The organism is Caulobacter segnis ATCC 21756 (genome assembly GCF_000092285.1).
Lineage (GTDB): Bacteria > Pseudomonadota > Alphaproteobacteria > Caulobacterales > Caulobacteraceae > Caulobacter > Caulobacter segnis.
The window spans coordinates 2,288,442-2,315,420 of record NC_014100.1; the positions used below are offsets into that span (position 1 = coordinate 2,288,442).

Annotated in this window: 22 protein-coding genes; 15 read left to right on the forward strand and 7 right to left on the reverse strand. The window is 66.9% G+C overall.

Annotated elements, in window-relative coordinates; all coding sequences use genetic code 11:
* Nucleotides 1-91 precede the first annotated feature (91 nt).
* From paoA to CSEG_RS10490, 5 genes are all read left to right on the forward strand, one after another.
* Nucleotides 92-730: an aldehyde dehydrogenase iron-sulfur subunit PaoA gene (paoA, locus tag CSEG_RS10470; RefSeq protein WP_013079207.1), complete on the forward strand. Its 639-nt coding sequence runs from the start codon at nucleotides 92-94 to the stop codon at nucleotides 728-730.
* Nucleotides 727-1,677 carry an FAD binding domain-containing protein gene (locus CSEG_RS10475; RefSeq protein WP_013079208.1) on the forward strand — a complete coding sequence of 317 codons (951 nt, stop codon included), beginning with the start codon at nucleotides 727-729 and terminating at the stop codon, nucleotides 1,675-1,677. Before paoA ends, CSEG_RS10475 begins: the two co-directional genes overlap by 4 nt.
* A 4-nt stretch (nucleotides 1,678-1,681) precedes the next feature.
* On the forward strand, nucleotides 1,682-3,880 hold the full coding sequence (paoC, locus tag CSEG_RS10480; RefSeq protein ID WP_013079209.1) for an aldehyde oxidoreductase molybdenum-binding subunit PaoC: 2,199 nt from the start codon (nucleotides 1,682-1,684) through the stop codon (nucleotides 3,878-3,880).
* 440 nt (nucleotides 3,881-4,320) lie between these two features.
* Entirely contained in the window at nucleotides 4,321-4,752 is a 432-nt protein-coding gene (locus CSEG_RS10485; protein ID WP_013079210.1) for an OsmC family protein, read from the forward strand.
* 37 nt (nucleotides 4,753-4,789) lie between these two features.
* Nucleotides 4,790-5,413 (forward strand): pyridoxamine 5'-phosphate oxidase family protein, encoded by a 624-nt coding sequence (locus tag CSEG_RS10490; RefSeq protein WP_013079211.1) that lies wholly within the window; start codon nucleotides 4,790-4,792, stop codon nucleotides 5,411-5,413.
* 275 nt (nucleotides 5,414-5,688) lie between these two features.
* Here CSEG_RS10490 and CSEG_RS10495 read toward each other — a convergent pair whose 3' ends face one another.
* The 3 genes from CSEG_RS10495 to CSEG_RS10505 all read right to left on the reverse strand — a co-directional run bounded on the left by CSEG_RS10495 (nucleotide 5,689) and on the right by CSEG_RS10505 (nucleotide 7,925).
* The gene (locus tag CSEG_RS10495; RefSeq protein WP_013079212.1) at nucleotides 5,689-6,483 is read right to left on the reverse strand and encodes an SDR family oxidoreductase; all 795 of its coding nucleotides are present in this window, start codon (nucleotides 6,481-6,483) and stop codon (nucleotides 5,689-5,691) included.
* Complete coding sequence (locus tag CSEG_RS10500; protein ID WP_041538273.1) at nucleotides 6,480-6,692, reverse strand: hypothetical protein; 213 nt, start codon at nucleotides 6,690-6,692, stop codon at nucleotides 6,480-6,482. Before CSEG_RS10500 ends, CSEG_RS10495 begins: the two co-directional genes overlap by 4 nt.
* A gap of 96 nt (nucleotides 6,693-6,788) precedes the next feature.
* Entirely contained in the window at nucleotides 6,789-7,925 is a 1,137-nt protein-coding gene (locus CSEG_RS10505) for a CapA family protein (protein WP_013079213.1), read from the reverse strand.
* 290 nt (nucleotides 7,926-8,215) lie between these two features.
* Between CSEG_RS10505 and CSEG_RS10510 the strand changes: the two genes are divergently transcribed.
* The 3 genes from CSEG_RS10510 (at nucleotide 8,216) to CSEG_RS10520 (ending at nucleotide 14,024) form a co-directional block, all read left to right on the forward strand.
* Complete coding sequence (locus tag CSEG_RS10510) at nucleotides 8,216-11,110, forward strand: TonB-dependent receptor (protein ID WP_013079214.1); 2,895 nt, start codon at nucleotides 8,216-8,218, stop codon at nucleotides 11,108-11,110.
* A 114-nt stretch (nucleotides 11,111-11,224) separates the two neighbouring features.
* Entirely contained in the window at nucleotides 11,225-13,102 is a 1,878-nt protein-coding gene (locus CSEG_RS10515) for a CocE/NonD family hydrolase (RefSeq protein WP_013079215.1), read from the forward strand.
* A 19-nt stretch (nucleotides 13,103-13,121) separates the two neighbouring features.
* Nucleotides 13,122-14,024: a LysR family transcriptional regulator gene (locus tag CSEG_RS10520; protein ID WP_013079216.1), complete on the forward strand. Its 903-nt coding sequence runs from the start codon at nucleotides 13,122-13,124 to the stop codon at nucleotides 14,022-14,024.
* On the opposite strand, the gene CSEG_RS10525 is transcribed toward CSEG_RS10520, so the two are convergent.
* Together CSEG_RS10525 and CSEG_RS10530 are read right to left on the reverse strand one after the other, a co-directional pair.
* Complete coding sequence (locus CSEG_RS10525; protein ID WP_013079217.1) at nucleotides 14,021-14,644, reverse strand: response regulator; 624 nt, start codon at nucleotides 14,642-14,644, stop codon at nucleotides 14,021-14,023. The two genes, CSEG_RS10520 and CSEG_RS10525, sit on opposite strands and share 4 nt — an antisense overlap.
* Nucleotides 14,641-17,640 carry a sensor histidine kinase gene (locus tag CSEG_RS10530; RefSeq protein ID WP_041538274.1) on the reverse strand — a complete coding sequence of 1,000 codons (3,000 nt, stop codon included), beginning with the start codon at nucleotides 17,638-17,640 and terminating at the stop codon, nucleotides 14,641-14,643. The genes CSEG_RS10525 and CSEG_RS10530 overlap by 4 nt, the downstream gene beginning before the upstream one ends.
* A 486-nt stretch (nucleotides 17,641-18,126) precedes the next feature.
* Between CSEG_RS10530 and CSEG_RS10535 the strand changes: the two genes are divergently transcribed.
* The 7 genes from CSEG_RS10535 to CSEG_RS10565 all read left to right on the forward strand — a co-directional run bounded on the left by CSEG_RS10535 (nucleotide 18,127) and on the right by CSEG_RS10565 (nucleotide 24,623).
* Entirely contained in the window at nucleotides 18,127-18,963 is an 837-nt protein-coding gene (locus CSEG_RS10535; RefSeq protein ID WP_013079219.1) for an alpha/beta fold hydrolase, read from the forward strand.
* A gap of 309 nt (nucleotides 18,964-19,272) precedes the next feature.
* Entirely contained in the window at nucleotides 19,273-19,929 is a 657-nt protein-coding gene (locus tag CSEG_RS10540) for a hydrolase (protein ID WP_013079220.1), read from the forward strand.
* Nucleotides 19,930-19,981: 52 nt separating this feature from the next.
* Entirely contained in the window at nucleotides 19,982-20,239 is a 258-nt protein-coding gene (locus CSEG_RS10545) for a DUF1427 family protein (protein WP_013079221.1), read from the forward strand.
* 86 nt (nucleotides 20,240-20,325) lie between these two features.
* Nucleotides 20,326-22,185 (forward strand): amidohydrolase, encoded by a 1,860-nt coding sequence (locus tag CSEG_RS10550; RefSeq protein ID WP_013079222.1) that lies wholly within the window; start codon nucleotides 20,326-20,328, stop codon nucleotides 22,183-22,185.
* A gap of 1 nt (nucleotide 22,186) precedes the next feature.
* The gene (locus tag CSEG_RS10555; RefSeq protein WP_013079223.1) at nucleotides 22,187-22,603 is read left to right on the forward strand and encodes a DoxX family protein; all 417 of its coding nucleotides are present in this window, start codon (nucleotides 22,187-22,189) and stop codon (nucleotides 22,601-22,603) included.
* On the forward strand, nucleotides 22,600-23,286 hold the full coding sequence (locus tag CSEG_RS10560) for a YoaK family protein (RefSeq protein WP_013079224.1): 687 nt from the start codon (nucleotides 22,600-22,602) through the stop codon (nucleotides 23,284-23,286). The genes CSEG_RS10555 and CSEG_RS10560 overlap by 4 nt, the downstream gene beginning before the upstream one ends.
* Nucleotides 23,283-24,623, forward strand: a complete 1,341-nt coding sequence (locus CSEG_RS10565) for an alginate export family protein (protein ID WP_013079225.1) — start codon at nucleotides 23,283-23,285, stop codon at nucleotides 24,621-24,623. The genes CSEG_RS10560 and CSEG_RS10565 overlap by 4 nt, the downstream gene beginning before the upstream one ends.
* A 9-nt stretch (nucleotides 24,624-24,632) precedes the next feature.
* On the opposite strand, the gene CSEG_RS10570 is transcribed toward CSEG_RS10565, so the two are convergent.
* Complete coding sequence (locus tag CSEG_RS10570; RefSeq protein ID WP_013079226.1) at nucleotides 24,633-25,196, reverse strand: gluconate 2-dehydrogenase subunit 3 family protein; 564 nt, start codon at nucleotides 25,194-25,196, stop codon at nucleotides 24,633-24,635.
* Nucleotides 25,196-26,935, reverse strand: coding sequence for a GMC family oxidoreductase (locus CSEG_RS10575; RefSeq protein WP_013079227.1), 1,740 nt, complete (start codon nucleotides 26,933-26,935; stop codon nucleotides 25,196-25,198). Before CSEG_RS10575 ends, CSEG_RS10570 begins: the two co-directional genes overlap by 1 nt.
* Nucleotides 26,936-26,979: the final 44 nt, after the last annotated feature.

The window sequence follows — 26,979 nt, forward strand, 5'->3', positions numbered from 1 at the left end:
AACACTTCCGCGGCTGCGTCGTTGAAGCGTCTAGGGACGTCGCGCTCTGGCCTGCTCACCGCGCCTCGCACATCCCCTTCGAGAGAGCGACATGGAACAGCCTGGCCTTCCTTCGATGTCCCGACGCGGCGTCCTGATCGTCGGCGCGGCTTCCGCGGCGACGACCGCCGTCCCCGTCCCCGGCGCCGAAGCCGCGGTCGGCGCGACGGACGCGCCGACCCTCGCCAAGGTGGCGCTTGTCGTCAACGGCAAGCCCCAGGCCCTGACGCTGGACACCCGCACCACCCTGCTGGACGCGCTCCGCGAACACCTGAAGCTGACCGGAACTAAGAAGGGCTGCGACCACGGCCAGTGCGGGGCGTGCACCGTCATTGTCGACGGCCGTCGGATCAATTCCTGCCTGACCCTGGCGGTCATGCACGAGGGCGACGCGGTCACCACGATCGAAGGTCTGGGCACGCCGGACAAACTGCATCCGCTGCAGGCGGCGTTCGTCAAGCACGACGGTTACCAGTGCGGCTACTGCACGCCGGGCCAAATCTGCTCGGCCAAGGCGGTGCTGGACGAGATCAAGGCCGGCGTCCCTAGCCACGTCACCGCCGACTTGACTGACGCCCCCAAGCTGACCGAGGCCGAGCTGCGTGAGCGGATGAGCGGCAACATCTGCCGCTGCGGGGCCTACTCCAACATCGTCGAGGCGATCGCCGACGTCGCGGGAGGTTTGGCGTGAAGAGCTTTTCGTACGAACGCGCCCGCACTCCGGCCGAGGCCGCCGCGGCCGTCGCCAGGGATCCGACCGCCCGCTTCATCGCTGGCGGCACCAACCTGCTGGACCTGATGAAGCTTGAGATCGAGACGCCGCGCCGCCTGGTCGACGTCAACGGCCTGAAGCTGGACAGGATCGAGCCGACCCAGGACGGCGGGCTGCGCATCGGCGCCCTGGTGCGCAACACCGACTTGGCCGCCGATAAGCGGGTGCGCAAGGACTACGGCGTCCTCTCGCGCGCCTTGCTGGCCGGCGCCTCGGGCCAGCTGCGCAACAAGGCCACCACTGCCGGCAACCTGCTGCAGCGCACCCGGTGCCCCTACTTCTACGACACCAACATGCCCTGCAATAAGCGCACGCCGGGCGCGGGCTGCTCGGCCATCGGCGGCTTCACACGCTCTCTGGCCGTGCTGGGGACCAGCGAGGCCTGCATCGCCACCCATCCCAGCGACATGGCCGTGGCCATGCGCGTGCTGGACGCCAGCGTCGAGACCGTCCGCCCCGACGGCGCGACGCGGACCATTCCGATCGCCGACTTCCATCGGCCGCCTGGAAACACCCCGCATATCGAGACGGCCCTGGCGCCCGGCGAACTGATCACCGCCGTCACCCTGCCCAAGCCGGTCGGCGGCCTGCACGCCTATCACAAGGTCCGCGACCGGGCCTCTTACGCCTTCGCCCTCGTCTCGGTAGCGACCATACTGCGCAAGGACGGCTCGGGCCGCGTCGCCCTGGGCGGCGTGGCGCACAAGCCTTGGCGCGTCGAGGCGGTCGAAAGCGCTCTGCCGCGCGGCGCCAAGGCCGCGGCTGACGGCCTGCTGGCCGGCGCCAAGACCACCTCACAGAACGCCTTCAAGCTGACTCTGGCCGAACGCGCGCTTGGCGCGGCGCTGGCCCAGGCGCGGAGCTGATCCGATGAAGTTCGACACGCCCGCCGCGACCAATCCGATCGACCAGCTCAAGGTGGTCGGCAAGCCCACCGACCGCATCGACGGGCCGCTAAAGACCACCGGAACCGCGCCCTACGCCTATGAGCGGCACGACGCCCTGACCGGCGTCGCCTACGGCTACATCCTGGGCTCGGCCATCGCCAAGGGTCGGATCACCGCGATGGACCTCTCCCGCGCAAGGGCCGCGCCGGGCGTGCTGACCATCGTCACGGCCCAGACCGCGGGCAAGCTGACCAAGGGCGACTTCAACACCGCCAAGCTCCTGGGCGGTCCCGAGATCCAGCACTATCACCAGGCCGTCGCGATCGTGGTCGCCGAGACGTTCGAACAGGCCCGCGCCGCCGCCGCCCTGATCAAGGTCGACTACGCCCGGGCGGCTGGAACCTTCGATCTGGCCGCCGCCAAGGACGGCGCGCCGCCGGCGGGTAAGGACAATCCCGACACCGCCGTCGGCGACTTCGACAAGGCGTTCGCCGACGCTCCGGTCAAGCTGGACGAGACCTACACCACGCCAGACCAGGCCCACGCCATGATGGAGCCGCACGCGACCATCGCCGCCTGGCAGGGCGACAAGCTGACGGTCTGGACCGCCAATCAGATGGTCGCGTGGGGGCGCGGCGACGTCGCCAAGACCCTGGGCGTCCCCAAGGACAATGTCCGGCTGGTCTCGCCCTATATCGGCGGCGGCTTCGGTGGAAAGCTGTTCGTCCGCGCCGACGCGATCATGGCCGCCCTGGGCGCGAAGGCGTCCGGCCGTCCGGTCAAGGTCGCCCTGCAGCGGCCGCTGATGTTCAACAACACACCCCACCGTCCGGCCACCATCCAGCGCATCCGGATCGGCGCCACGCGCGATGGCAAGATCACCGCCATTGGCCACGAAAGCTGGTCAGGCGACCTGCCCGGCGGCGGGCCCGAGACGGCGACCCAACAAACCCGGCTGCTCTATGCCGGCGCAAACCGCATGACGAAGCTGAAGCTGGCCACGCTGGACCTGCCGGAAGGCAACGCCATGCGCGCGCCGGGCGAGGCTCCGGGCTTGATGGCGCTGGAAATGGCGATGGACGAACTGGCCGAGAAGCTAGCCATCGACCCGATCGAGCTTCGCGTGATCAACGACACTCAGGTCGATCCGGAAAAGCCGGGCCGGCCGTTCTCCCAGCGGCAGCTGGTCGAGTGCCTGCGCACCGGCGCTGAAAAGTTTGGCTGGGCCAAGCGCAGCCCACGTCCGGGCCAGGTGCGGGACGGCCGCTGGCTGGTCGGCATGGGCGTAGCCTCGGCCTTCCGCAACAACCTGGTCATGAAGTCTGCAGCCCGCGTGCGGCTTGAAACCACGGGGCAGATCGTGGTCGAGACCGACATGACCGACATCGGCACCGGCAGCTACACGATCATCGCCCAAACCGCCGCAGAGATGATGGGCGTGCCGCTGCATCAAGTGACGGTGAAGCTGGGCGACTCCCTGTTCCCTGTTTCGGCCGGCTCCGGCGGCCAATGGGGCGGCAACAGCTCGACCGCCGGGGTCTACGCCGCCTGTGTGAAGCTGCGCGAGGCGGCCGCCGCCAAGCTGGGACTGGACGCCGCCACGGCCGAGTTCGCCGACGGGCGGGTCAAGGTGGGCAATCAGAGCCAGCCGCTGGCGCGCGCCGCGGCGGACAGCCCGCTCATCGCCGAGGACGTCATGGAGTACGGCGACCTGGCCAAGACTCACCAGCAGTCGACCTTCGGCGGCCACTTCGTTGAGGTCGCGGTCGACGGCGTCACGGCCGAGATCCGTATTCGCCGGATGCTGGCCGTCTGCGCCGCCGGCCGGATCCTCAATCCCAAGGCGGCGCGCAGCCAGGTGATCGGGGCCATGACCATGGGGGCCGGCGCGGCTCTGATGGAGGAGCTAGTCGTCGACAAGCGGCTGGGCTTCTTCGTTAATCACGACTTGGCCGGCTACGAGGTGCCCGTCCACGCCGACATCCCGCACCAGGACGTGATCTTCCTGGACGAGACCGACCCGATGTCTTCGCCGATGAAGGCCAAGGGCGTGGGCGAGCTGGGCATCTGCGGCGTCGCGGCGGCGGTGGCCAACGCCGTCTACAACGCCACTGGCGTGCGGGTGCGGGAATATCCCGTCACCTTGGACAAGCTGCTCAAGGATATGCCGGCCCTAGCCTGAGCGCGTCCGCCCCTTCAGCGATTCCCCGATGACGAAGATCAAGTTCATCGGCCCAGGCGTTCGTGCCGGATCCCGCTGCAGGCGCTGGACACAGGCCGCTCGACTGTTTGGCCGCCCATCAGGCCCTCCCGTCCTTTACCCCGCTTTACGCCAGGGCCCGCGCTATCCAGCCTAGATTGCTCGACGAGGCGCTGTGTCGGCGAGTAGCTCCGGGAGCGCCTTCAGCAGAGCGAGACACCCCATGCCACACGCCTCCACGACGGCAGATCCTGATCTGGACGCCATTCTGGTGCGCGAAACAGGCGCAGGCCGGACGATCATTCCGACTTGAGCGAATTGGGCTTCTCGTCTGCTTTCGCGGAGGCCCCTGCACTTTCACTGGAGCCAGCGCGCGTGGAACATGAGAGCGTCGTCTGGCCCGAGACGCCAAGGAGAACAGCATGAAGATCACTAGAACCGGATCGGCCGCATGGAGCGGCGGCATCAAGGACGGCAAGGGCTCGATCTCGACCGAGAGCGGGGCCTTGCAGGCCTATCCGTACGGTTTCTCCAGCCGCTTCGAGGGCCAGCCGGGCTCGAATCCCGAGGAGTTGGTCGGCGCCGCGCACGCGGCCTGTTTCACCATGGCTTTGTCCCTGGCGCTCGGCGAAGCGGGTCTGCGCGCCGACCAGATGGACACGTCCGCCAAGGTGACGCTCGAGCAGGTCGATGGCGGCTACGCGATCACCGCCTCGCACCTGACCCTGAGGGCGAGAATTCCCGGCGCCGACCAGGCGACGTTCGAGAAGCTGGCCGCCGGCGCCAAGGCGGGCTGCCCGGTCTCCAAGCTTCTGAACGCCGAGATCACCCTGGACGCGGCGCTGGTCGAATAAGGCCCGCCGCGGGCGGCAAAGCGATGAAGGACATCTCGTGAGCCGATACAGCTTCCTGGACCTCGCCGGCTCGGCGAGCGTCAAAGCCGCCCAGGCCGAGATGGGCGTCGACCATCTGTGGGCGCCCGGACAAGTCGATCGCCCGATGGAGGCGTTCACCGCCCATGAAGAAGCCTTCATCGCCGAGCGCGACAGCTTCTACATGGCCAGCGTTTCGGAGACGGGCTGGCCCTACGTCCAGTATCGCGGCGGGCCACCGGGCTTCCTGAAGGTCATCGACGAAACCACGCTGGCGTTCGCCGACTTCCGGGGTAATCGCCAGTACATCAGCGTCGGCAATCTAGACGCCAATGACCGCGTGGCCCTGATCCTGGTCGACTATCCCCGTCGCGCCCGGCTGAAGATCCTAGCGCGCGCCGAGCGTTTGCCGCTCGACGCTGACCCGGCGTTGATGGCGCGCGTGTCCAACCCTGGCTATCGCGCCAAGCCCGAACGCATCTTCCGCCTGAAACTGGCGGCGTTCGACTGGAACTGTCCCCAACATATCGTGCCGCGCTTCACCGAGGCTGAAATCGCCAGCGCCGTCCAGCCGCTGCGCGAGCGACTGGAGGCGTTGGAGGCGGAAAACCGCGCCCTGCGCGGGCGGCTCGCGGAACGCTAAGCGGTGCGCCGATCCAGGAAATCGAGCACGTAGTCCGCGATGTCGCGCGCGTGGGTCTCGTGCGCGAAGTGTCCGGTAGGCAAGTCGCGGCGTCGCCGTTCTGGGATCGGCGTTCATCGCATCCATCATGTCGCGGAGGACGGAGAGCGATGCTTCAACGTTCCTGCGACCCTGGCGACCGCGCAGGGGTTTCGACGACTGCTCACCGCGCTCAACAGAGACGCCGGCCCGCACCATTCGATCTGGTCAGACAGAAACCTCGGACGGCGCAGATCTCAGATGATCGTCATGCCGCCGTCGACGACAAGGATCTGACCGGTGATATGGCCGCCGGCGTCGGAGGCCAGCAGCAGCGCCGGCCCCATCAGGTCGATGTCGCCGCCCAGCTTGCCCAGCGGCGTCTGACGCAGCATCGTTTCGCCGTGCTCGCCCAGGGTGACCATGGTCATCTTGGAGGGGAAATAGCCGGGGGCCAGTGCGTTGACCCGGATGTTCTTTGGGCCCCATTCGGCGGCGAGGGCGCGGGTCATGTTGATCACCGCGCCCTTGGCGGTGTTGTAGGCGATCGTCCCAAGCTGATCGGGATGATGCCCCTGCAGGCCCTCGATCGAGGCCACGTTGATCACCGCGCCCTTGCCCTGTTTGAGGAACGCTTCGCGGGCCACCGCCTGGGTCAGCAGGAAGAGCCCGGTGACGTTCAGGTCGATGACCTTGTTCCAACCGTCCAGCGGATGATCCTCCGCAGGCGCGCCCCAGGCCGCTCCGGCGTTGTTGACCAGGATGTCGATGCGTCCGAAGCGGTCCAGCACCCGCTGAGTGAGCGCCAAGGCCGTTTGCGGCGAGCCGAGATCCGCCGCGAAGCCTACCGCCGTAACCCCCTTGGCCGTCAGTTGCTCGACGGCGGCGTCCAGTTCGCCCTGCTTGCGCGCCACCAGCGCCAGCGACGCCCCATACTCTCCCAGAGCGCTCGCGATCTGTACCCCCAGGCCCCGCGATCCGCCCGTCACGATCGCAACCTTGCCCGTCAGGTCGAACAGACCCGCCAGCGTTCCCCGCTCGATCGCGCTCATGCCGTGTCCCCCGAAGCCTTGGATGTCTGGCGGATCGCATCAAAGCCCGCCGCCATGAAGCTGGCCATGTGCGTGCGGATCGACAGGAAGTCGTCCGACGAGCACAGCCCGTTCGACAGTTTGTCCAGGCGTCCGGTGCGGGCCTTGTGGTTGCGAGCGTGAGGACGCTCGGCGCCATCCTCAATCGCGGCGTGTTCTGTGCTGCTCATCGCGACTCGGGTACCGGCTTCGCCTTGGGCTCGTCAACGCGCCCTTGGGTAAGCGGCGGAAAACCGGAGAAGCCGATATCGAGCCGCCATCTCCGCCTAGACGATCCCTAGATGCGCGCCGGCCAGGACCTTCTCCGCGCCGGTGTCGAACACGGCGCTTGGGCCGAAGCGCAATGACCCACCGAACTTGGCGCTGCGGGCCATGAAGCTATCGAGGATAGCCTTGCGCTCGGCGGTCCGGGCGAGCCTGGGAAAGCCCCGCGTCTCCATGTCCTTTGGGCCGCCGCGACCGATCTCGTTGAGGACGATCGGCTCGAAACGCAAGCTGACCAAGCGGCCACGCTCGAAGACGCATTCGGCGAAGACGCTCTCCCAAGCCGATTGCGGATAGGCGCCCGGTGGCTTTTCCGTTTGGAAGATGAAATTGCCCAGGCCGTACAGGAGCGGCGCGCCGCGGTAGATTTCCGCGCCCTGCAGGACAGGCGCGCCATGGCCGACGAAGGCGGCGGCGCCGACGTCGACACACCGCCTGGCCAGGTCACGTTGCCAACCCGGAACGTCCTCCATCGCCGGCTCCCAGTCGTGATTGTGCTGGTAAGCGATGACGACCTCGGCTGTCCTGCGCGCCTCGGCGATCGCGGCGAGGATGCGCGCGAGATCTTCCGCGACGGGCTCGCCGGACGGGCCGCGACGCAGCTCGTTGACGCCTGGGCGCGAGGCAGTCGCCGCGCCCCCATCTCGCACCTTCCCGGTGGCGAACGCGACCAGCGCGACCGCGCCGACCGGGGACTTGAGGTAGCTTGGGGCGGCGGCGGCGGTGAGATCGGCGCCAGATCCCGCAAAGGCCAGACCTTGACGCTCCAGCGCCTCCACCGTGTCGAGAATTCCGCCTGAACCCAAGTCGAAGGCATGATTGTTGGAGGTGGCCACGAGATTGACGCCGATCTCATCAAGCACCCGCAGAACCCCCGGCTCGCCAGCGTGCACGGTCAGGCTTTCCCGCGTGGGCGCGCCGGCGCGGGCGCCGCGGATAACGGTTTCGAGATTGGTGAAGCAGACGTCGTTTCGTTGCAGACGCGCTTGCAGGGCCCGGCGCCCCGGCCACGCCTCGTCAGCGACGACATGTTCGATCAGGGATTGCCCCAAGAGGGCGACGCGCAAGGGGCGAGGCTTGGCGATCGCTGGGACCGCCAGCAGTCCCGCTCCCGCGGCCAACAAAGTCCTACGGTTCATGCCCTCTCCTCAACTGGCGTCGATCATAGGTTCGGAACCGTCGGATGGGCCATCCCATGCTGGGGCGACATAGGGCGATACCGTCGGGAGATGAGCGCTGGTTAGCTGTGCATGTGCCGCCGAAGACCATGCTTAATATGCATAAAGGTTATGCGCTCCATGCGCCGCGCGCATAGGTCGATCAGTCAACCCAATGCCATTGCGCGTGGAAACGAGCGCCACCTAGGCTTTGCGGACTGAGGGGAACCGCGCGGTCGGCGCGGTGAAATCGACAACAACGAGGGGGTAGAATGACCGTGTTGAACCCGCGCGCCCTGCGCGCTGGAGCCGCTTACGCCGCCCTGATGGCGGGGATGATCACTGCGCCAGCCATGGCCCAAGTTTCGACGTCCGCCGGCGCGGTGCCGCCCTCCGACGTGGTCGAGGAGATCATCGTCGTTGGCTCGCGCATCCAGCGCAAGGACGCGGACTCGGTCGGCGTCGTTACGACCCTCACCGAACAGGACATCAAGCAATCGGGCGCCGGCTCGGTTGGCGAACTGCTTCAGAAGCTGCCGTCGGCGGGCGTCAGCCTCAGCAGCAACGGCACGCAAGGCACCTCTTACGGGGCCAGTTCGATCAACCTACGATACCTCGGCGGCGCCGAGGGCAGCGGCAACCGCGTCCTGGTGCTGGTAGATGGCCACCGCTGGGTGGACGGCGTCGGCCAGCGCGGCTTCCGAGACTTCGTGGATCTCAACACGATGCCGCTGGGCATGATCGAGGGCGTGGAGGTGCTGAAGGACGGCGCCTCGGCGATCTATGGCGCCGACGCCATCGCCGGCGTGGTCAACATCAAGACCGCCCGCGACTTCGACGGCCTGAAGGTGCAAGCCAAGTACGGCGGCACGACGCACGGCGATGGCCAGACCTATTCGGGTGTCGCCAATTTCGGCAAGCGGTTCGACAAGAGCGCGCTGCTGGTCTCGCTGAGCTACGTCAAGGACAAGCCGATTCTGACGTCGTCCCGCGACCTGACCCGCGTGACGCTGGTTCCGGCCACCGCGCCGGGCACCAGCCCGAACGGCCTCTTCATCCTGCCGGGGCTGTCGAACAACGCCTATTTCGGGACGGCTTCGGGCTTCGCCTCGTCGAGCGCGCCGGTGGCCTTCAACGCGGGCGCGACGATCGGCGCCGGCGGCCTGGCCGACAACGCCTTCCATACGGCCGCCCTCCCCGGCGACTACTACAACACCCAGGCGCAGGGCATCTATTCGACCGGCCCTAGCGAACGCTACGGCGTCTACGCCCGCTGGACCACGGACATCAGCGACAAGGTTCGGTTCAAAGGCGAAGCGCTGTTCAACCAGCGCAAGTCCGATCAGCTGTTTTCACCGGTGCTGCTCGATATCGGCGGCTCGGCCGGCACCATCCGCGGCTTCGCCATTCCGGCCAGCCAGGCCTATAACCCGTTCGGCACGGCCAACGGCGTTCCGACCGCTAACGCGCTCGCCTTCGCCGCCAATTCGGCCTGGCGCATCCGCAAGGTCATGACCGACGTCGGCAATCGCGACAACGTGCAGGATGTGAAGACCTACCGCGTCGCCGGCGGCTTCGACGGCGAGCTGAACCTGCTGGGCCGTGACTGGAAGTGGGACGTCTACGCCCTCTATTCGAAGAACAAGATCGACAGCGAGGCCCGTAACGGCGTCAACTACGACAAGCTGGCCCTGGGCCTTGGCCCGAACTGCGCCTCGACGGCCGGCTGCGTGGCGATCAACCTGTTCTCCGGCATGACCGCCGAACAGGCGGCCTACATCCGCTACACGGCGCGCGAAACCAACGAGACGGAAATCTACGATCTGTCGGCCAACATCACCGGCGAGCTGTTCCAGCTTCCCGCCGGTCCGCTGTCGATCGCCGCGGGCTACGAGCATCGCAAGAACAAGGCTTCGGACACCCCCGATCCCTATGTCAACGCCCTGCCGACCAACATCCCGACACCGGCGGCGGGCTCGGCCTACGCCAGCAACACGACCACCACGGCCCAGACTCGCAGCGCGACCAAAGGCCAATACACGCTGGACGAAATCTACGCCGAAGCGGCGATCCCACTGCTGAAGGACGTCCCGCTCGCCAAGTCGCTCGATATCAGCCTGGCCGCCCGCTACTCGGACTACGACACGGTCGGCGGCGACAGCACGCTTAAGGCGGGCCTCGGCTGGCGCCCAATCCAGGACATCCTGGTGCGCGGCACCTATGCCCAGGGCTTCCGCGCGCCGTCGATCCTGGAGCTCTATCAGGGCGGCCGCCAGACCAGCTTCCAGGGCACGGACCCCTGCAACGGCGGCGCTTCCGCCAACCCCAACCTGCCCGGCTGCGTCGGCGTGCCGACCGGCTACAACCAGGCCAACTACAATCTGAACGGCCTGATCGCCGGCACCATCGCGGGCAACACCAAGCTGAAGGCCGAGACCGCCGACACCTACAGCGCCGGCGTCGCCATCAAGCCGCGCTTCGCGCCGGGCCTGAGCCTGACCGTCGACTGGTATCAAATCACCGTCCACGACGCGATCGCCAGCCAGTCGGCCACCCAGATCTTGAGCCTTTGCGCCCAGCGCGGCGGGATCTTCTGCGACCTGGTCACCCGCGACGCCTCGACCGGCGCCATCACCAATCTGCTGCAGGGCGTGCAAAACCTAGCCGAGATCAAGACCTCGGGCGTCGACAGCACCCTGCGCTACGAGTTCAGCAACGACCTCGGCCGTTTCGCCGCCGTGCTCGACACCTCGTATCTTGAGAGCTTCAAGACCACGAGCCCGAACGCGGCGGGCGGCGCGCCTATCGTCGACGAACGCGCCGGCAAGGGCGACCAGCCGCGCGCGACCTACCCACACTGGAAGGGCCAGGCCTCGTTCAGCTGGACCGACGGTCAGTGGAATGCGCTCTGGCGCGGTCGCTACATAGGTTCGACGACCGACGTCGTGAACACCGTCAAGGACGCCAAGACCAAGGCGATCTTCTACAACGATCTCGAGGGCGGCTATCAGTTCGACAAGCGTGACGCGTCGATCAGCGTCGGCGTGAGCAACATCTTCGACAAGGCTCCGCCGGCCTCCTACGCGAACGCGCCGATCAACTACGACATCTACACCTACGACGCGCGCGGACGCTTCGGGTACGTCCGGGTCTCAGCCAAATTCTAGACCCTGACGAGAGGCGGCCGAGGCTCCCATCCCTCGGCCGCCTCAACCCTATTTCCGTTGGCAGGACGCTATGAGCCAATCCCCCGATCCCCATGCCGTAGCGAGCGAGCGACTATGAGCGCTCACCAAGAGCGACCGTTCATCACGCCGCCGGACGTCCATGTCACGCGCGACGTGATGGTCACCATGCGAGACGGCGTTCGGCTCGCGACGGACATCTACCGGCCCGCGGTCAACGGCAAGCCGGTCGAAGTTGCGTGCCCCGTCCTGCTGGAACGAACTCCCTACGACAAGACCGGCGTCAATCACGGCGACCGTACGCGCCAGAACCCGACGCCAAGATCCAAGCCCGAACTCGCGGTCGATTTCGTGCGCGGCGGCTATGTCGTGGCGCTTCAGGATTGCCGCGGCCGCTACGGCTCGGAAGGCGTCTTCGAGAAATATCTGAACGAGGGACGAGACGGCGTCGACACGATCGACTGGCTGATCCATCGCCCCTGGTGCGACGGTAAGGTGGGGACGCTGGGCTTGTCCTACGGCGCCCACGTCCAGAGCGCCCTCGCCTGCCTGGACCCGCCAGGCCTTGCGGCGATGTTCCTGGATTCCGGGGGCTTCTCCAGCGCCTATCATTCCGGAATTCGCCAGGGCGGCGCGTTTGAACTGAAGCAGGCGACATGGGCCTATAAGCACGCCCTGCTCAGCCCCGCCACGCAAGCCGATCCAGCGCGCAAGGCCGCTCTGGAGGCGCAGGATCTGGAGGCGTGGTTCAAGGCCATGCCCTGGTCCGAGGGCCGCTCACCGCTCGCCGAGGCGCCTGAGTACGAAGCCTATCTGCTGGACCAGTGGCGCAACGGTCTCTTCGGACCCTACTGGAAGCAGAACGGAATCTACGCGCGGGGGGCCTACGAGGCCTATTCCGACGTGCCGGCCGTGCACATGAGCAGTTGGTTCGATCCCTACTCGGTGACGGCGATCGAGAACTTCCTGGGCCTGTCGACACGCAAGCACTCGCCGGTCAAATTGATCCTCGGCCCGTGGACCCACGGACAGCGCTCGGTGACCTATGCCGGCGACGTCGACTTCGGTTCCGCTGCGCCCTTGGACGGCGCCCTGGCGGAGGACTACGTCGCCCTGCGGCTGGCCTGGTTCGACGCGTGGCTGAAAACGCCGAGCGGTCCTGATCCTCTGCCGCCGGTCAAGCTGTTCGTCATGGGCGGCGGATCAGGACGCAAGACGGCGGAGGGGCGGCTGGACCATGGCGGCGTCTGGATGGACGCTGCGGCTTGGCCGCCGTCTGGCGTCGCGATCACCGACTGGTTCCTCCAGGTCGACGGCGCGATCACGCGACAGGCCTCTAGCGCGGAACTGGCGTTCCGAGAGTACGCCCACGACCCCCGCCATCCGGTGCCGACCATCGGCGGCGCCATCGCATCTGGTGCGCCCGTGATGGAGGCTGGAGCGTTCGACCAGCGCGAGGGGCCGAGCGTGTTCGGTTGCGAGCCGCCTTATCGCGCGCTCGGCGAGCGCGACGACGTTCTGGTCTTCCAGACCCCGCCGCTCGAGCACGATGTCGTGGTCGTCGGCTCCATCACGGTGAACCTTCACATTTCGTCCGACTGCGTGGACACCGATTTCATGGTGAAGCTGATCGACGTCCATCCGCCGACGGAAGACTATCCCGACGGCTATGCGATGAACCTCAGTCATGGCGTCCTGAGGGCGCGCTATCGCGAAGGCTTCGACCAGGAAACCCGTCTTGAGCCTGGCCAGGTCTATGCGCTGACGATCGACGCCTTCCCGACCGCCAATCGCTTCGTCAAAGGCCACAGGATCAGACTCGATATTTCCTCGAGCAATTTCCCCCACTTCGACGTCAATCCGAACTCGGGCGAGCCAGAAGGATACGGACGCTCTCCCCGCGTGGCGACAAATCGGATCTATATGGACGCGGCGCATCCCTCGCGCCTGCTCTTGCCGATCCTGGCGCCATAGTCGATCAGCGGACGGGTGAATGAAGCTCAACCTGCGTAGTCTGGAGGCTTTCCGGGAAACCATGCTGAGCGGATCGGCCACCGCCGCGGCCGCGCGCATGGGCTTGAGCCAGCCCGCGGTGAGCCGCCTCATCGCCCAGTTGGAGCAGGACGCGGGTTTTGATCTTTTCTACCGCGAGAAGGGGCGCTTGGCGCCCACGCCCGAGGCCCTGATTATCTACGAAGAAATCGACCTGGCGTTCGGCGGGCTCGAACGGGTCGACAACCTGGTGCGCGACCTAGCCTCGTTCAACACCGGGGCCTTGAAGATCGTCGCGCCGCCCAGCCTGTCCGAAGGCGTTCTGCCGAACATTCTCAGTCGGTTCATGGCGCGCTTTCCGAACGTACGCGTCTCGATCGACTCGCGCAGCACCGAGACCGCCCGAACCATGGTCGCCAACCGCACCGCCGACTGCGGCTTTGTGAAGTTGCCTATGGATCGGACGGACATCTCCACCGTCCTTCTATCATCGAGTGAAACCGTTTGCGTCTTGCCCGAGACGCACCCCCTCGCGGCGCACGCGGAGCTCTCGCCGCAACTCCTGCGCGGCGAGCCTCTGGTCTTGCTGGGCTATGGAACCCGAACCCGGCGGCAGATCGACGATGCTTTCCGGGAGTGCGGGGTACGCCCGGAGGTCAAGCTGGAGACCCACACGGTCGGCTCGGCCTGCGCCTTCGCCGCGGCGGGCCTGGGGGTGGCGATCGTCAACGCGCTGCTGGCGACCAACTATCGCAAGCCCGGCATAACGATGCGCGTCTTCCGCCCTCAGATCCTCCATGACTATGCGTTCATGGCCTCGGCCCTGGCGCCGCCCGGGCGGCTGGCCAATGCGCTTCTGGAGCAGGCGCGGGAGTACTTCTCTGACGTCGATCAACTGCCCTAGAGCGCGATGATCCCGCGCCGGTGGGCCACGGTCACCGCCTGCGTGCGATCAGTGACGTCCAGTTTGCTGAAGATGCTCCTCATGTGCCCTTTCACGGTGTCCTCCGAAAGCGATAGCGCGCGGGCGATCTCTTTATTGGCCGCCCCGTTCGCGACGCGCTTGAGAACGTCGATCTCGCGCTCGCTGAGGGGTTCGGCGATCGCGTTGACGGCGATGTCGTGGGCGACCTCGGGATGAAGGTAGCGCTGGCCGCCTAGCACGGCGCGGATGGTGTCGATCAACTCCCGGCGCAGGCTGCTCTTGAGCAGGTAGCCGCTGGCCCCCGCGCGCAGGGCGCTCAAGGCGCGGACATCGCCGGCGTAGGTCGTGAGGACGATGATCCTGGCGTCCGGAGCTTGAGCCCGGATTTCCCTGATCGCTTCGACGCCATCAACGCCCGGCATCTGAAGGTCCATCAGCACCACGTCCGGGCGCAGGCGCTTGAACTGCGCGATCGCGTCTTGGCCGTCCGCCGCCTCGCCGACGACCTGAATGTCCGGTTCGGCCTCGAGCACCGCCGCGACGCCTTCGCGCAGGAGCGGGTGATCATCGACGATAAGAACCGACATGACATCGTTCATTGCGCGCTTTCCTTGCCGCCGCCGCCGCGAGGACCAAACAAACCCTTCGGCCAGCCGATCCGGCGATGCGCATAGGCCACCGCACCCGGCGTGATGAGCTCTACGTCCGTTCCGGCGCCGGCGCTGCTACGAACAGTCAAGCTGGCGCGGATCTTCCGCGCCCGCTCGCGCATGCCGGCCAAGCCGAAGTGGCCGTCGCGTCCGCCGACCTCCAGGACCGCCGGGTCGATGCCGACGCCATTGTCCCGAATATTGATAAGAAGGCGTTTGCTCTCGAAGGTCACGATCACGTCGATATGGGATGCCCGGGCGTGCCGATGGGCGTTGAAGAGCGCCTCGACAACGATGCGCTCCACTTCGTCGGCGACAAGGGGGTGAAGGGCGATCGGACGACCAACAGCCGTCGTCACCACCTCGGCGCCCCCGTCAGAACGCATCGAATCCGCGACGGCTCGCAGGGTGGTCATCAGGTCTCCGCCGACCGAAACCCGGAGGCTGCGGACGCGGTCGCGAGCTTCGACGACAACCGCCTCGGCGCGGTCGAGCGCCCGTTCGAGCTGGTTGCGGGCCGGAAGATCCGCCGGCACCTGGCGGGCGGCCGACTGGAAGGTAAGGATCAGGCCCTGGACGCCCTGCAGCAGCGTGTCGTGCAGCTCGCGAGCGATCCGCTCGCGCTCGGCGATCCGCTCGCGCAGGCCGGCCTGGAGGCGTTCGGTGAGGCGCCCCATCCGCCACTGGAAGGCCACGACCAGCAAGGCCAGGCTCAAAACGGCGCACAACAGCTGGAAGAGCCGGCTTTGGAAAAGGGTCGGCGGAAGATCCAGGGTCACGCTCGCCCCTTCCTCATTCCAGACGCCGTCGGCGTTCGCGGCGCGGACCCGAAACACATACTTGCCGGGCTTGAGATTGGCGTAGAACGCCTGCCGACGCCCGCCGGCCTCGACCCAATCGTCATCGACGCCCTCGAGCCGATAGCGGAAACGCACCCGCTCGGGCGCGGCCAGGCTCAGGCCGACGTAGTCGATCTGCACCGACCGCGCGCCCTTGGGCAGATCGACAAGCGGTCCGTCCGCGGCGCGCTTGCCATCTACTAGAACGCTCTTGATCGCGACCGGCGGAGCGACGGCGTTGATTGGGAGGCGAGCCGGGTCGAGGGAGGCGATCCCGGCCGTGGTCGCCATCCAGACCCGGCCGTCGCCGCCGATCGCCAGATCGGCCCGATATTTGTACGAGGCTGGGCCGGGCAGACCGTCCTTCAGATCATAGATGCGCGCCGGCAGGTCGGCCTTGGGGTCCTCGAAGGCGCGTTCCAGGTCGGCGTTTCGCATCCTGACGAGACCCGCCGCGCCCAGCAGCCATGTTTCGGTGGCTGTCTGCGCCAGGCCGTGGCTAAGGCCGATGAACGAAAAACGGTCCCGGGAAATGAACTGCGATCCAGTCTCGCGGAAACGCGTGAGGCCAAAGTCGCTGCCGGAGATGACCCCGAGCGGGCCATTCGCCATCGGCATGGTCCCACCTCTTTGTAGGCGCGGCGGGGTCTTGATCAATTTCACCGTCGCGCCATCGATCAACACGGCGTTCCGCCCCCCATCGGCCACGATACGACCGCGAGAGTCCGCCAGCAGCGCCGTGACCGCCCGTCCCAGAGCCTCGGGCATGGAATGCGTCCACGTCCGGCCGTCCCACTTCACCAAGCCGCCCATGAAGCCCGCGCCCCACAGATCGCCCCGAGCATCCAAAGCGCAGGCCGTGACCTCCACGTTCGGATAGGGTGGGTCAGGGATGCGTGTGACGCGATCGCCGTCGACTCGAAACACTTTGGAGTCGAAGGCTAGCCAGATGCCGCCGTTCGGCGCGTCGCACATGGTGGTGAATGGGCCGAGGCGCCGGATCAGGGGCTTGAGCGGCTGACCCGGTTTGGCCTTGTACAAGGTCTCGGTGTCGTAGACGTAGACCGCGCCCTGAGCGTCCGAGAACAAGCCATAGCCGTAGGGCGAGCTGATCGGCACGACCTTCTCGGGCGCGATCGCCGCCGGGCGAAAACGATCCAGCCCCCGCACGGTCCCCACCCAGATGTCACCTTCGCGGTCCTCGAACGCCCGATAGGCCATTTCGGAGCTGAGACCTTCCCCGGCGGAGAACCGGTCGATGTCAGGCATGGCGCTGCTGGAGCTTGGCGTCAGGCGTATGCGGAAGACGCCGTCCGGATGGCGGGCGCCCCATAGGCTGTCGTCGCGATCGAAGAAGATCCGCGTCTGACGACTGACGGTTGGCAGTGGGTAGACGACCCGCCCGGCGCCCGGCCCCTCGACGATCCGCACGCCCCGCGCGTCGGCCGCCCAGATGGCGCCTCGCCGGTCCTCCGCCAGCGCGACCTCTTCGATAAAGCCGGACTCGATCGTGGTGAACCTGGGTTCGCCGGGACGCATACGGGCCACGCGCCCCGAGCCGGCGACCCACACCGCGCCGTCCCGCCCGACGAACACCCAGTGGGCTCCGTCTGGCATGTCGATCAGCGGATCAAGGATTTGCCAGGCCCCGTTCGAGAACCTGACCACCTTGGCCTTGGGGTTGGAGGTGGTCGCCCAGATCGCGCCGTCCTGGCCCTCGGCGATGGAGTAAACCACCGAGCGGAAGATCCTGGGATCGAAGACCAGCCTGATCCTGCCCTTCTCTAGGACAGCCAGACCGCCTTCCTCGTAGCCGACCCAAAGCGCGCCGCTTCGCGTGACCATCAAACGCACGACGCGGTCGTTGAGCTTGTAGGTCTTAGGCCGCGGCGGCCGCACGGGTTCGAAGTTCACGCCGTCGAAGCGATAGAGGCCTAGCGGCGTGCCCAGCCAGAGATATCCGTCGGGCGTCTGGACGATGTCCTCGATGGCCGCCGGAGCGCCGTCTTCTACAGTCCAGCGCATGTGCTTGTACTGCGTGATGGCGCGCTGCGGATCCAGCGCCAAGGCCGGCGAGGCCAACAGAAGAGCGACCAAGAAGGCCACCCAGCTAATCTTTGCAGATCCGTTCGCCATCAGCGCCTTCTACCACGCGCCCTGCTTAAGCGCTGACGTCCAGATCGTTCAATATCGACCGTGCTAGGCCGCGCCCACCCATTTGGTGTCGACCAGCGACCGCCAGAACCATTCTGGTTAAGAACCGACGCCCATCCGTGTCGCCCGCGAGTAGCCCGCCCGACATTTACCCTTCCGCCCCGGCGCGGGAGGCTCGGCTGCGATAACGACCGATCCCGACAAGACCGACGACGTGTCCTTGTGTCGTCTGATCCCTGATCGCGCGGCCTTTTCCATCAGCTCTGAACCTTCTCCGGGGACGCACAGATGACCGATCACGAAAGAGACGACACGGGGGCCACACGGCGTCGCGTCCTGGCCGCAGGCGCGGGCGCGGCGGCGCTCGCGGCTCTGCCCTCCACTTCCCTAGCGCTGGCCAAGTCAGCGTCCTCAACCCAAGGCAAAGGAACCCACGCGATGAGCAGCGGCTACGTCACGACCAAGGATGGCGTCCAGATCTACTACAAGGACTGGGGCCCTAAGACCGCCCAACCGATCGTGTTCCACCACGGCTGGCCGCTGTCAGCCGACGACTGGGACAACCAGATGATGTTCTTCCTGCTGAAGGGCTATCGCGTCATCGCCCATGATCGCCGCGGCCACGGTCGCTCGACCCAGACCGACACCGGCAACGAGATGGACACGTACGCCGCCGATGTCGCGGCCCTGACCGATCACCTGGATCTGAAGAACGCCTTCCACGTCGGCCACTCGACCGGCGGCGGCGAGGTCGCCCACTACGTCGCTCGCGCCAAGCCGGGCCGGGTCGGCAAAGCGGTTCTGGTCGGCGCAGTGACGCCGATCATGCTGAAAACCGCCGCCAATCCGGGCGGACTGCCGATGGAAGTCTTCGACGGTTTCCGCAATGGCACCGCCTTCAACCGCGCGCAGTTCTTCCGCGACGTCGCCGCCGGTCCGTTCTACGGCTTCAACCGTCCCGGCGCGAAGGTCTCGGAAGGGGTCATCGACAACTGGTGGCGCCAGGGCATGCAGGCCGGCGTCAAGCCGCTGTATGACTGCGTCAAGGCGTTCTCGGAAACCGACTTCACCGAGGACCTTAAGAAGATCGACGTGCCGGTGCTGGTGCTGCACGGCGAGGACGATCAGGTTGTGCCAATCGATGACAGCGCGCGTCTGGCCATCAAGCTGCTCAAGCATGGCAAGCTGATCACCTATCCGGGCTTCCCGCACGGCATGGCGACCACCGAAGCCGACACGATCAACGCCGACCTGCTCGCCTTCTTCAAGGCCTAAGGACGTTGGGGCCGCCGTCATGTGCCAGGCAGGACCGACCCGGCCGATAGACCGGGATCACGCACGTGACGGCGGCCCTTGGCTCACGCTGGGGCTTGTCACTGTCCGGACTCCCGAAGGCGTCCTTTTCGGTCGGTTGGAGACCCGCGCGTCAAGCGCGGGTCTCAAGTTCAGTAGAGGCCGATATTGGAAATGATGAGTTTCATTCATTTCCATTTATGAGCCACTTAAGCGCTGGCAAAGTCCCCTCATCAGACATCGACGCGGCGGCCCGGGGCACGGTCCGCCAACTTCAGAAGGACCGAAACCATGACCATCCAAGCCAAGGCCACGCCAGGCGCGCGCCTCCTGACGCCGAACGATCACACGCTGATCATGATCGACTTCCAGTCGCAGATGGCGTTCGCGACCAAGTCGATCGATGCGGTCCTGCTGCGAAGCAACGCCGCACTCGTCGCCAGCGCCGCCGCAGGCTTCGGCGTTTCCACGATCCTGACCACGGTCGCCGAAAAGAGTTTCTCGGGCCCCATGTTCTCGGAAGTCACCGAGCCTTTCCCCGGCAAGCGCCTTCTCGACCGCACCTCGATGAACACCTGGGAAGACGCCCCGGTCATCGCCGAGGTCAACGCCATCGGCAAGTCGCGGATCGTGCTGGCCGGCCTCTGGACCTCGGTCTGCATCGTCGGCCCGGCCCTGTCGGCCCTGGAGCAAGGCTTCGAGGTGTTCGTGATCACCGACGCCTGCGGCGACGTCTCGACCGAAGCTCATGAGCGTGCGGTGACACGCATGGTGCAGGCTGGCGCCCAGCCCATCACCGCGCTCCAGTATCTTCTCGAACTGCAACGCGATTGGGCCCGCTCGGAGACCTACGACACCACAACCGGCATCGCCAAGAAGTTCGGCGGTGGTTATGGCCTGGGCATCATCTACGCCAAGACGATGTTCGGCGCGTCCGAAGGCCACTGACCTTCCGCGGGCGAGGCGTCTCCTCCTCGCCCGCTCCTCCCGGAGCGCCGTCATGAAACCCTATCTGCTGTCCCTCGGCGCCGGTCTCTTGGTGGGCGTCCTCTACTCCTTGATGGGCGTGCGCTCCCCCGCCCCGCCCGCTATCGCCCTGCTGGGGCTGCTGGGCATGTTGCTGGGCGAGCAGGCCGCGCCGATCGCCAAGCGTCTGCTGACGAAGGCGCCCGTCACCGCCTACCTGAAGACGCCAGAGTGCGCGGGGCAAGTGCTCGGCCCTCAGGCCGTCGCCAAGACGCCCGAGGACGAGGCATGACGACGCTGAATCGCCGCCGAGCGCTGGCCTTGGGCGCGGCGCTCCTTCCTAATCCCCTTTTCTCTGATCCCCGGAGGCCCGGCCCCATGTCCGTCCAAGCCGACCTGTTGCTCGTCAACGGCAAGTTCACGACGCTCGACCGCAGCAATCCGCGAGCGGACGCCGCGCTGGTCCGGGATGGCAAGTTCGCCGCCGTGGGCGAGGAGCGCGAAGTCCGCGCCGCGGCGGGGCCCAACCCGACGATCATCGATCTTGCCGGCCGCCGGGTGATCCCGGGCCTGATCGACAGCCACATGCACATCATCCGCGGCGGGCTGAACTACAACATGGAGCTACGGTGGGACGGCGTGCCGACCCTGGCCGACGCCATGGCGATGCTGAAGAAGCAGGCCGCCAACACCCCGCCGCCCCAGTGGGTGCGCGTGGTCGGCGGCTTCACCGAGCACCAGTTCGTCGAAAAGCGCCTGCCGACCCTGGACGAGATCAACGCCGCCGCGCCCGAGACGCCGGTGTTCATTCTCCACCTCTATGATCGTGCGTTGCTCAACCGCGCCGCCCTGCGCGCCGTCGGCTACACCAAGGACACGCCCAACCCGCCAGGCGGCGAGATCCAGCGCGACGCCTCGGGCGAGCCCACGGGGCTGCTGCTGGCGCAGCCGAACGCGACGATCCTCTACGCCACCCTGGCCAAGGGCCCGAAGCTTCCGCCCGAATATCAACTGAACTCGACCCGCCACTTCATGCGCGAGATGAACCGCCTGGGCGTGACCGGCGTGATCGACGCCGGCGGCGGCTTCCAGAACTATCCCGACGACTACGAGATCATCGAGAAGCTGCACGCCGACGACCAGCTGACCCTGCGCATCAGCTACAACCTCTTCACCCAGAAGCCGAAGGCCGAGCTGTCGGACTTCCAAAGCTGGTCCAAGCAGGTCAAGCCAGGCCAGGGCGACGACAAGTACCGCCACAACGGCGCGGGCGAGATGCTGGTCTACAGCGCCGCCGACTTCGAGGACTTCCGCGTCGCCCGTCCCGAGATGCCGCCTAACATGGAAAGCGACCTGGAGCCGGTGATCCGTCACCTGGTCGAGAACCGCTGGCCCTGGCGGCTGCACGCCACCTACGACGAGACGATCAGTCGGGCCCTCGACGTCTACGAGAGGGTCAACCGCGACATGCCGTTCGATGGCCTGCACTGGTTCTTCGACCACGCCGAGACGATCAGCGACCGCAACATCGACCGCATCGCGGCCCTGGGCGGCGGCATCGCCGTGCAACACCGCATGGCCTATCAGGGCGAGTACTTCATGGAGCGCTACGGCGCCAAGGCCGCCGAGGCCACGCCCCCGATCGGCAAGATGCTGAAAGCCGGGATCCCCGTGGGCGCCGGCACCGACGCCACCCGCGTGGCCAGCTACAACCCCTGGGTCTCGCTGAACTGGTTGGTGAGCGGCAAGACGGTGGGCGGCACGCGCCTATACCCGCCGGCCAACCGGGTCGATCGCGAGGAGGCCTTGCGCCTGTGGACCAGCGCCAACACCTGGTTCTCCAACGAGGAGGGCAAGAAGGGCCAAATCGCCGTGGGCCAACTAGCGGACCTGGCCGTGCTCAGCGACGACTACCTGACCGTCCCCGAGGACGAGATTGCGCACCTATCGTCGGTGCTGACCCTGCTGGGCGGCAAGGTCGTCCATGGCGAAGGCGACTTCGGCAAGCTGGCGCCGGTGCTGCCCCCGCCGATGCCCGACTGGTCGCCGGTACGGACCTTCGGCGGCTATCAGGATCGCTCGCGCGGCCACGCCCGCGCGCTGGCCAGCGCTTGCGGCTGCGCCAGCGGCTGCAGCGTCCACGGCCACGATCACGCGGCGGCCTACGCCCGCGAAGCGCCCACTTCCGATGCGCGCTCCTTCTGGGGCGCCATGGGCTGCGGCTGCTGGGCGGTGTGAGGTGACGACACCCGCTCCCATCGCCGGCCTATTGCGGTCGTCGGCCTTCGGCGTCTTCGCCCGTGCGGTCCTGACTCTGCCCTATTGGTGGAGCGGGATCGCCAAGCTGACCAACCTGAAAGGCGCTCTGGCCGAGGCCTCCGGCCTGGGCCTCAAGCCCGCCGCCCTGATCGTCGCGGCCACCATCGCGGTCCAGCTGGGCGGCTCGCTGGCGCTGATCCTGGGTCGGATAGGATGGCTCGCCGCCGGGGCGCTCGGCGTGTTCACCGCCTTGGCGACGCTGATCGCTCATCCCTACTGGACGGTCGTTGATCCGACGGAACGCTTCCACGCCCTGAACACCTTCCTCGAGCATATCGGCCTGATCGGCGGCTTCATGCTGGCCGCCATCCTGGTCGAAAAGGAGCGCGCGGCATGAACGCCAATCGGCTGAATATGGCCACGAGCATGGGAATGGCGTTTGTCGGCGGCTATGTCGACGTGGTCGGCTTCGTGCTGCTGTTCGGCCTGTTCGTCGCCCACGCCACTGGCAACCTTGTAATGCTGGGCGTGGCCCTGGCGGGCGACGCCAGCGGCCTGGCGACCAAGTTGCTGGCCTTGCCGGTTTTTCTGGGCGCGGCGGCCCTGGCCTACGCGTTCGTCCGCTGGCGCAAGGCGCGCGGCCTTTCGTGCGAGGCGGTCGTGCTCGCAATGCAAGCGCTGCTCTTGACCGCCTTCGCCCTTCTGACCGTCGCGGCCACCCCGGCGGGCGCGGCCGACCGGCCCGAAGTCATGCTGGCGGGACTCGTGGGCGTGGCGGCGATGGCGGTGCAGAACGTCGGCGCCCGCGTGGTTTTCGGGCATCTTGCGCCCACGACCATGATGACGGGCAATGTCACCCAGATGGCCATAGACATCGTAGACCTCGTGACGGCGCGCGGGCGTCCGGATGAAGCCCTGAAGGCCCGCCTGCTCAAGACTTGGCCGCCCGTCGCGGCCTTCGCGCTCGGCGCGGTCGGCGGCGCGGCCGGCGTGCTCGCCGCTGGAGCCTGGAGCCTCTTCCTCGCGGTCGTGGCCGTCGCCCTGCTGGCGGCGCTCCATGCGCTAAGCGCGCGCCGATGAGTGTGACCGCCTCGCTTCTCGCCGCCGCCCTGGCGGGCCCGGCGCAGCCTCCCGCCTTCAAGCCGGTGCGGTCGGACGAGGACTATGGCTACCTGCGTGACGTACGCGAGCGGCAGGGCTTGGACGCGCTGCGCTACATCCCGCTGGGCGGCGACGCCTATGTCGGATTTGGCGGGGAGGCGCGCTTACGGGTCGACTCCATCGACGCGCCGCGTTTTGGTCTGGGCGGCGCCGGGGCCGACACCTTCGCCCTGGGACGTTTGCTGTTGAGCAGCGACCTGCATCTGGGCTCCAAGTTCCGCGTCTATGGCGAACTTGGTGTGCATCGCGATTATGGCAAACGAGAGAGGCCTTCCGCGACCGATCGTGATCGGCTCGACGCGCAAGTGCTGTTCGTCGACGTCACCCCCGCCTCCGGCTGGCGCCTGCGCCTGGGCCGTCAGGAACTGCAGCTGAATACGACCCAGCGCTTCGTCGCCGTGCGCGAGGCGCCGAACATCCGGCAGAGCTTCGACGGCGTGCGGATCACGCGTTCGGTTGGCCCGCTGAAGTTGGACGCCTTCTACCTCCAGCCCGTCGTCATTTCCCCAGGCGCCTTCGACGACAAGCGCAGCCGCACGCAGCGCTTCTACGGCGTCTATGCCGCGACGCAGCTATCGCCCCGCCAAGCCCTGGACGTCTATGCTCTGGGTCTTGAGCGAGACATTGTCCGCTTCGGCGCGGTCACGGGCGACGAGCGACGCATCAGCGTGGGCGCGCGGCTGTCAGGAAGCACAGGGCGGATCGACTACGAGGCCGAAGGCGTCATGCAAGGCGGCCGCTTCGCCGGACGCCGTATCCGCGCTTTCGCGGCCTCGGCCGGCGGTGGCTACACGCTGGATCAGCCCTGGAGGCCTCGCCTTGGCCTCCGGCTCGACGCCGGGTCAGGCGATAAGGATCCGACAGACGGACGGCTCGAGACGTTCAACCCGATGTTCCCGAAAGGGGCCTATTTCAACGAAACAGGTCTCTTCAGCTGGGGCAACCTCGCGGCTGTCCGGGCGAGCGTCGGCATATCGCCACGGAAAATGATCAGCCTCGAAGCCAGCTATACGGTTCATCGACTCTGGACGGGCGCCGACGCGATCTATCTACAGCCGCTCGTCCCGTTGGCGGCCGCGCGCGCGGGCCAGTCCAAGGATGTCGGCGACGCCGTGCAGCTCGACGCGACCTGGCAGGTGACCCGCAATCTGAAGCTCCAAGGACAGCTGGCGCGCCAAGACGCCGGCCCGGCCGTCCGCGCCTTGGGCGGACGACCGGTCGACCTTGCGGTGCTGTTCGCGCAGTTCAGGTTCTAAGCCGGCGCGCTAGCGCGTCGCCCAGGCTCTCCCGACTTCCGCGAGCGGAACACAGCCGTGATACTCACCCGGCACGGGATCGTACTTCAGGGCGATGGTCGCGCCAGGCTCGGAGGTGAAGTAGCCGACGGTCACCCAGTCCTCCAGCGCCGTGAAGAAGTGAGGCTGGGCCGGGTTCTGGCCGCGGGCGATCGCCGCCTCCTGATCGTAGGCCGTCAGCATGGCGGCCTGCTGTTCCGGCTTCAGAGCGACGAACATCGAGCCATGAGAAGCGCGGGCGTCCGCATCCATGCGCGTGAGCCCGCCGATCAGCAGGTCCTTCTGGCCCTTGTCGCAGTAGTTCGCCAGCGCTCGATCGATGAACTGAGGCACGCCGGCTTGACGGGCGCCAGGCGTGTCGGTCGTCGGGATGATCAGCTCCGCGACGGCATCGACCAACTGCGCCTGGTCGGAGGTCAAGGCGGTTGGCGTCCAGCCGAGCGTGGGCGCCGCCGCCGCCCGGCCCGCCCAACCCGTCGCCACGGCCCCAACCGTGAGGGCCAAGCCTTTGAGGGCGTCGCGTCGATGCAGCATCACAGATCCCCCCGCTTGCGCGCCTTGACGGCGTGGTCGGCCGCGCGAGCCGTCAGCGCCATGTAGGTCAAGGATGGGTTGACGCACGAGGCCGAGGTCATGGCCGCGCCGTCCGTGACATAGACGTTCTTGCACTCGTGGACCTGGTTGTGGGCGTTCAGCACCGACGTCTTGGGATCACGGCCCATGCGGGCGGTGCCCATCTCGTGGATGCCCAGGCCTGGCGCGAAACCATTGTCGTAGCCACGGACGTTCTTGAAGCCCGCGGCCTCCAGCATCTCGACCGCGGCGGCCTGCATGTCCTTGCGCATGGCCAGCTCGTTCTCGCGCATGGTGACGTTCATGGTCAGGGTCGGCAGACCAAACTCGTCCTTCAAGTCACGGTTCAACGTCACGCGATTGTCCTCGTAGGGAAGGATCTCGCCAAAACCGCCCAAGCCAATGTTCCAGGGACCGGGCTGGCTTAGAGCCGCCTTGCGCTCGGCGCCAAAGCCGCGCCCACCGCGCTTGAGATCGCGCTCCCATCCCGGGCGCGAGGCTCCGCCCTGGTAGCCGAAGCCGCGCAGATAATCCGAGCGCTTAGTGGCCTCATCTCCAAGGTTGCGGAAGCGGGGAACATAGATGCCGTTCGGGCGTCGGCCCGAATAGTACATGTCAGCGAACTCGGCGGCCTCGCCGCTGGCGCCGACCCCGAGATGGTGGTCCATCACGTTGCGACCAAGTTGGTCGCTGCCGTTGCCGAAGCCGTTGGGGAAGCGCGAACTGGTGGAGTTCATCATCACCCAAGCCGAGTTCAGCGCCGAGGCGCAGAGGAACACGACGTCGGCGTAGAACTCCTCGTCCTTGCGCGTGGTCGTGTCCAGGATTCGCACGCCGCTGGCCCGCCCCGCCTTCTCGTCATAGATCAGCTCGGTCACGATCGAATTCGTGCGGATCACGAGATTGCCGGTGCGCTCAGCCGCGACCAGTCCTCCAGAGTTGGAGCTGTAGTAGCCGCCAAACGGACAGCCGCGCATGCACATGTTGCGGTACTGGCACTTGGTGCGGCCAAGGCTCAGTTGCTCCTCGGTGGGATCGGTCAGGTGGGCGGTCCGGCCCATGGTGATCCGTCGCTCCGGGAAGCGCGCTTCGGACTTGGCCTTGAAGGCCTTCTCGACGCAGTTCATCTCCATCGGCGGCTGATAGACGCCGTCCGGAAGCTGCGGCAGGCCTTCCGCCTGGCCGGAAACGCCGATGAACCGCTCGACGTGGTCGTACCACGGCGCGAGGTCCTCATAGCGGATCGGCCAGTCGACCGCGACGCCCTCGCGCGCGTTCGCCTCGAAGTCGATGGGGCTGTGGCGATAGCTTTGCCGGCCCCAGGTCAGCGACCGCCCACCCACGTGATAGCCGCGGATCCAGTCGAACCGATTGGTCTCGGTATAGGGATTGGTGTCGTCGCGGACGAAGAAGTGCTGCGTGTACTCCGTCATGGTGTAGCCGGTCCGGCGCTGCACCTTGTAGCGCTCGGCCAATTCGTCCGGCGGCAGCTGCCCCTGCGGGTACTTGGTCTGCCAAGGATCGAGGGTGGCGGTCGGATAGTCCTCGAGATGGCGGACCATGCGTCCGCGCTCGAGCACGAGGACCTTGAGCCCCTTTTCAGTGAGTTCCTTGGCGGCGATGCCGCCAGTGATTCCGCTGCCCACCACGATGGCGTCGTAGGTGTTTTTACGACGCGCTCGGCCGTTCAGATTGGCCATGTTCGCTCCCTTTGCGGTCCGCTCGCCAGACCGCGCCGGCATGC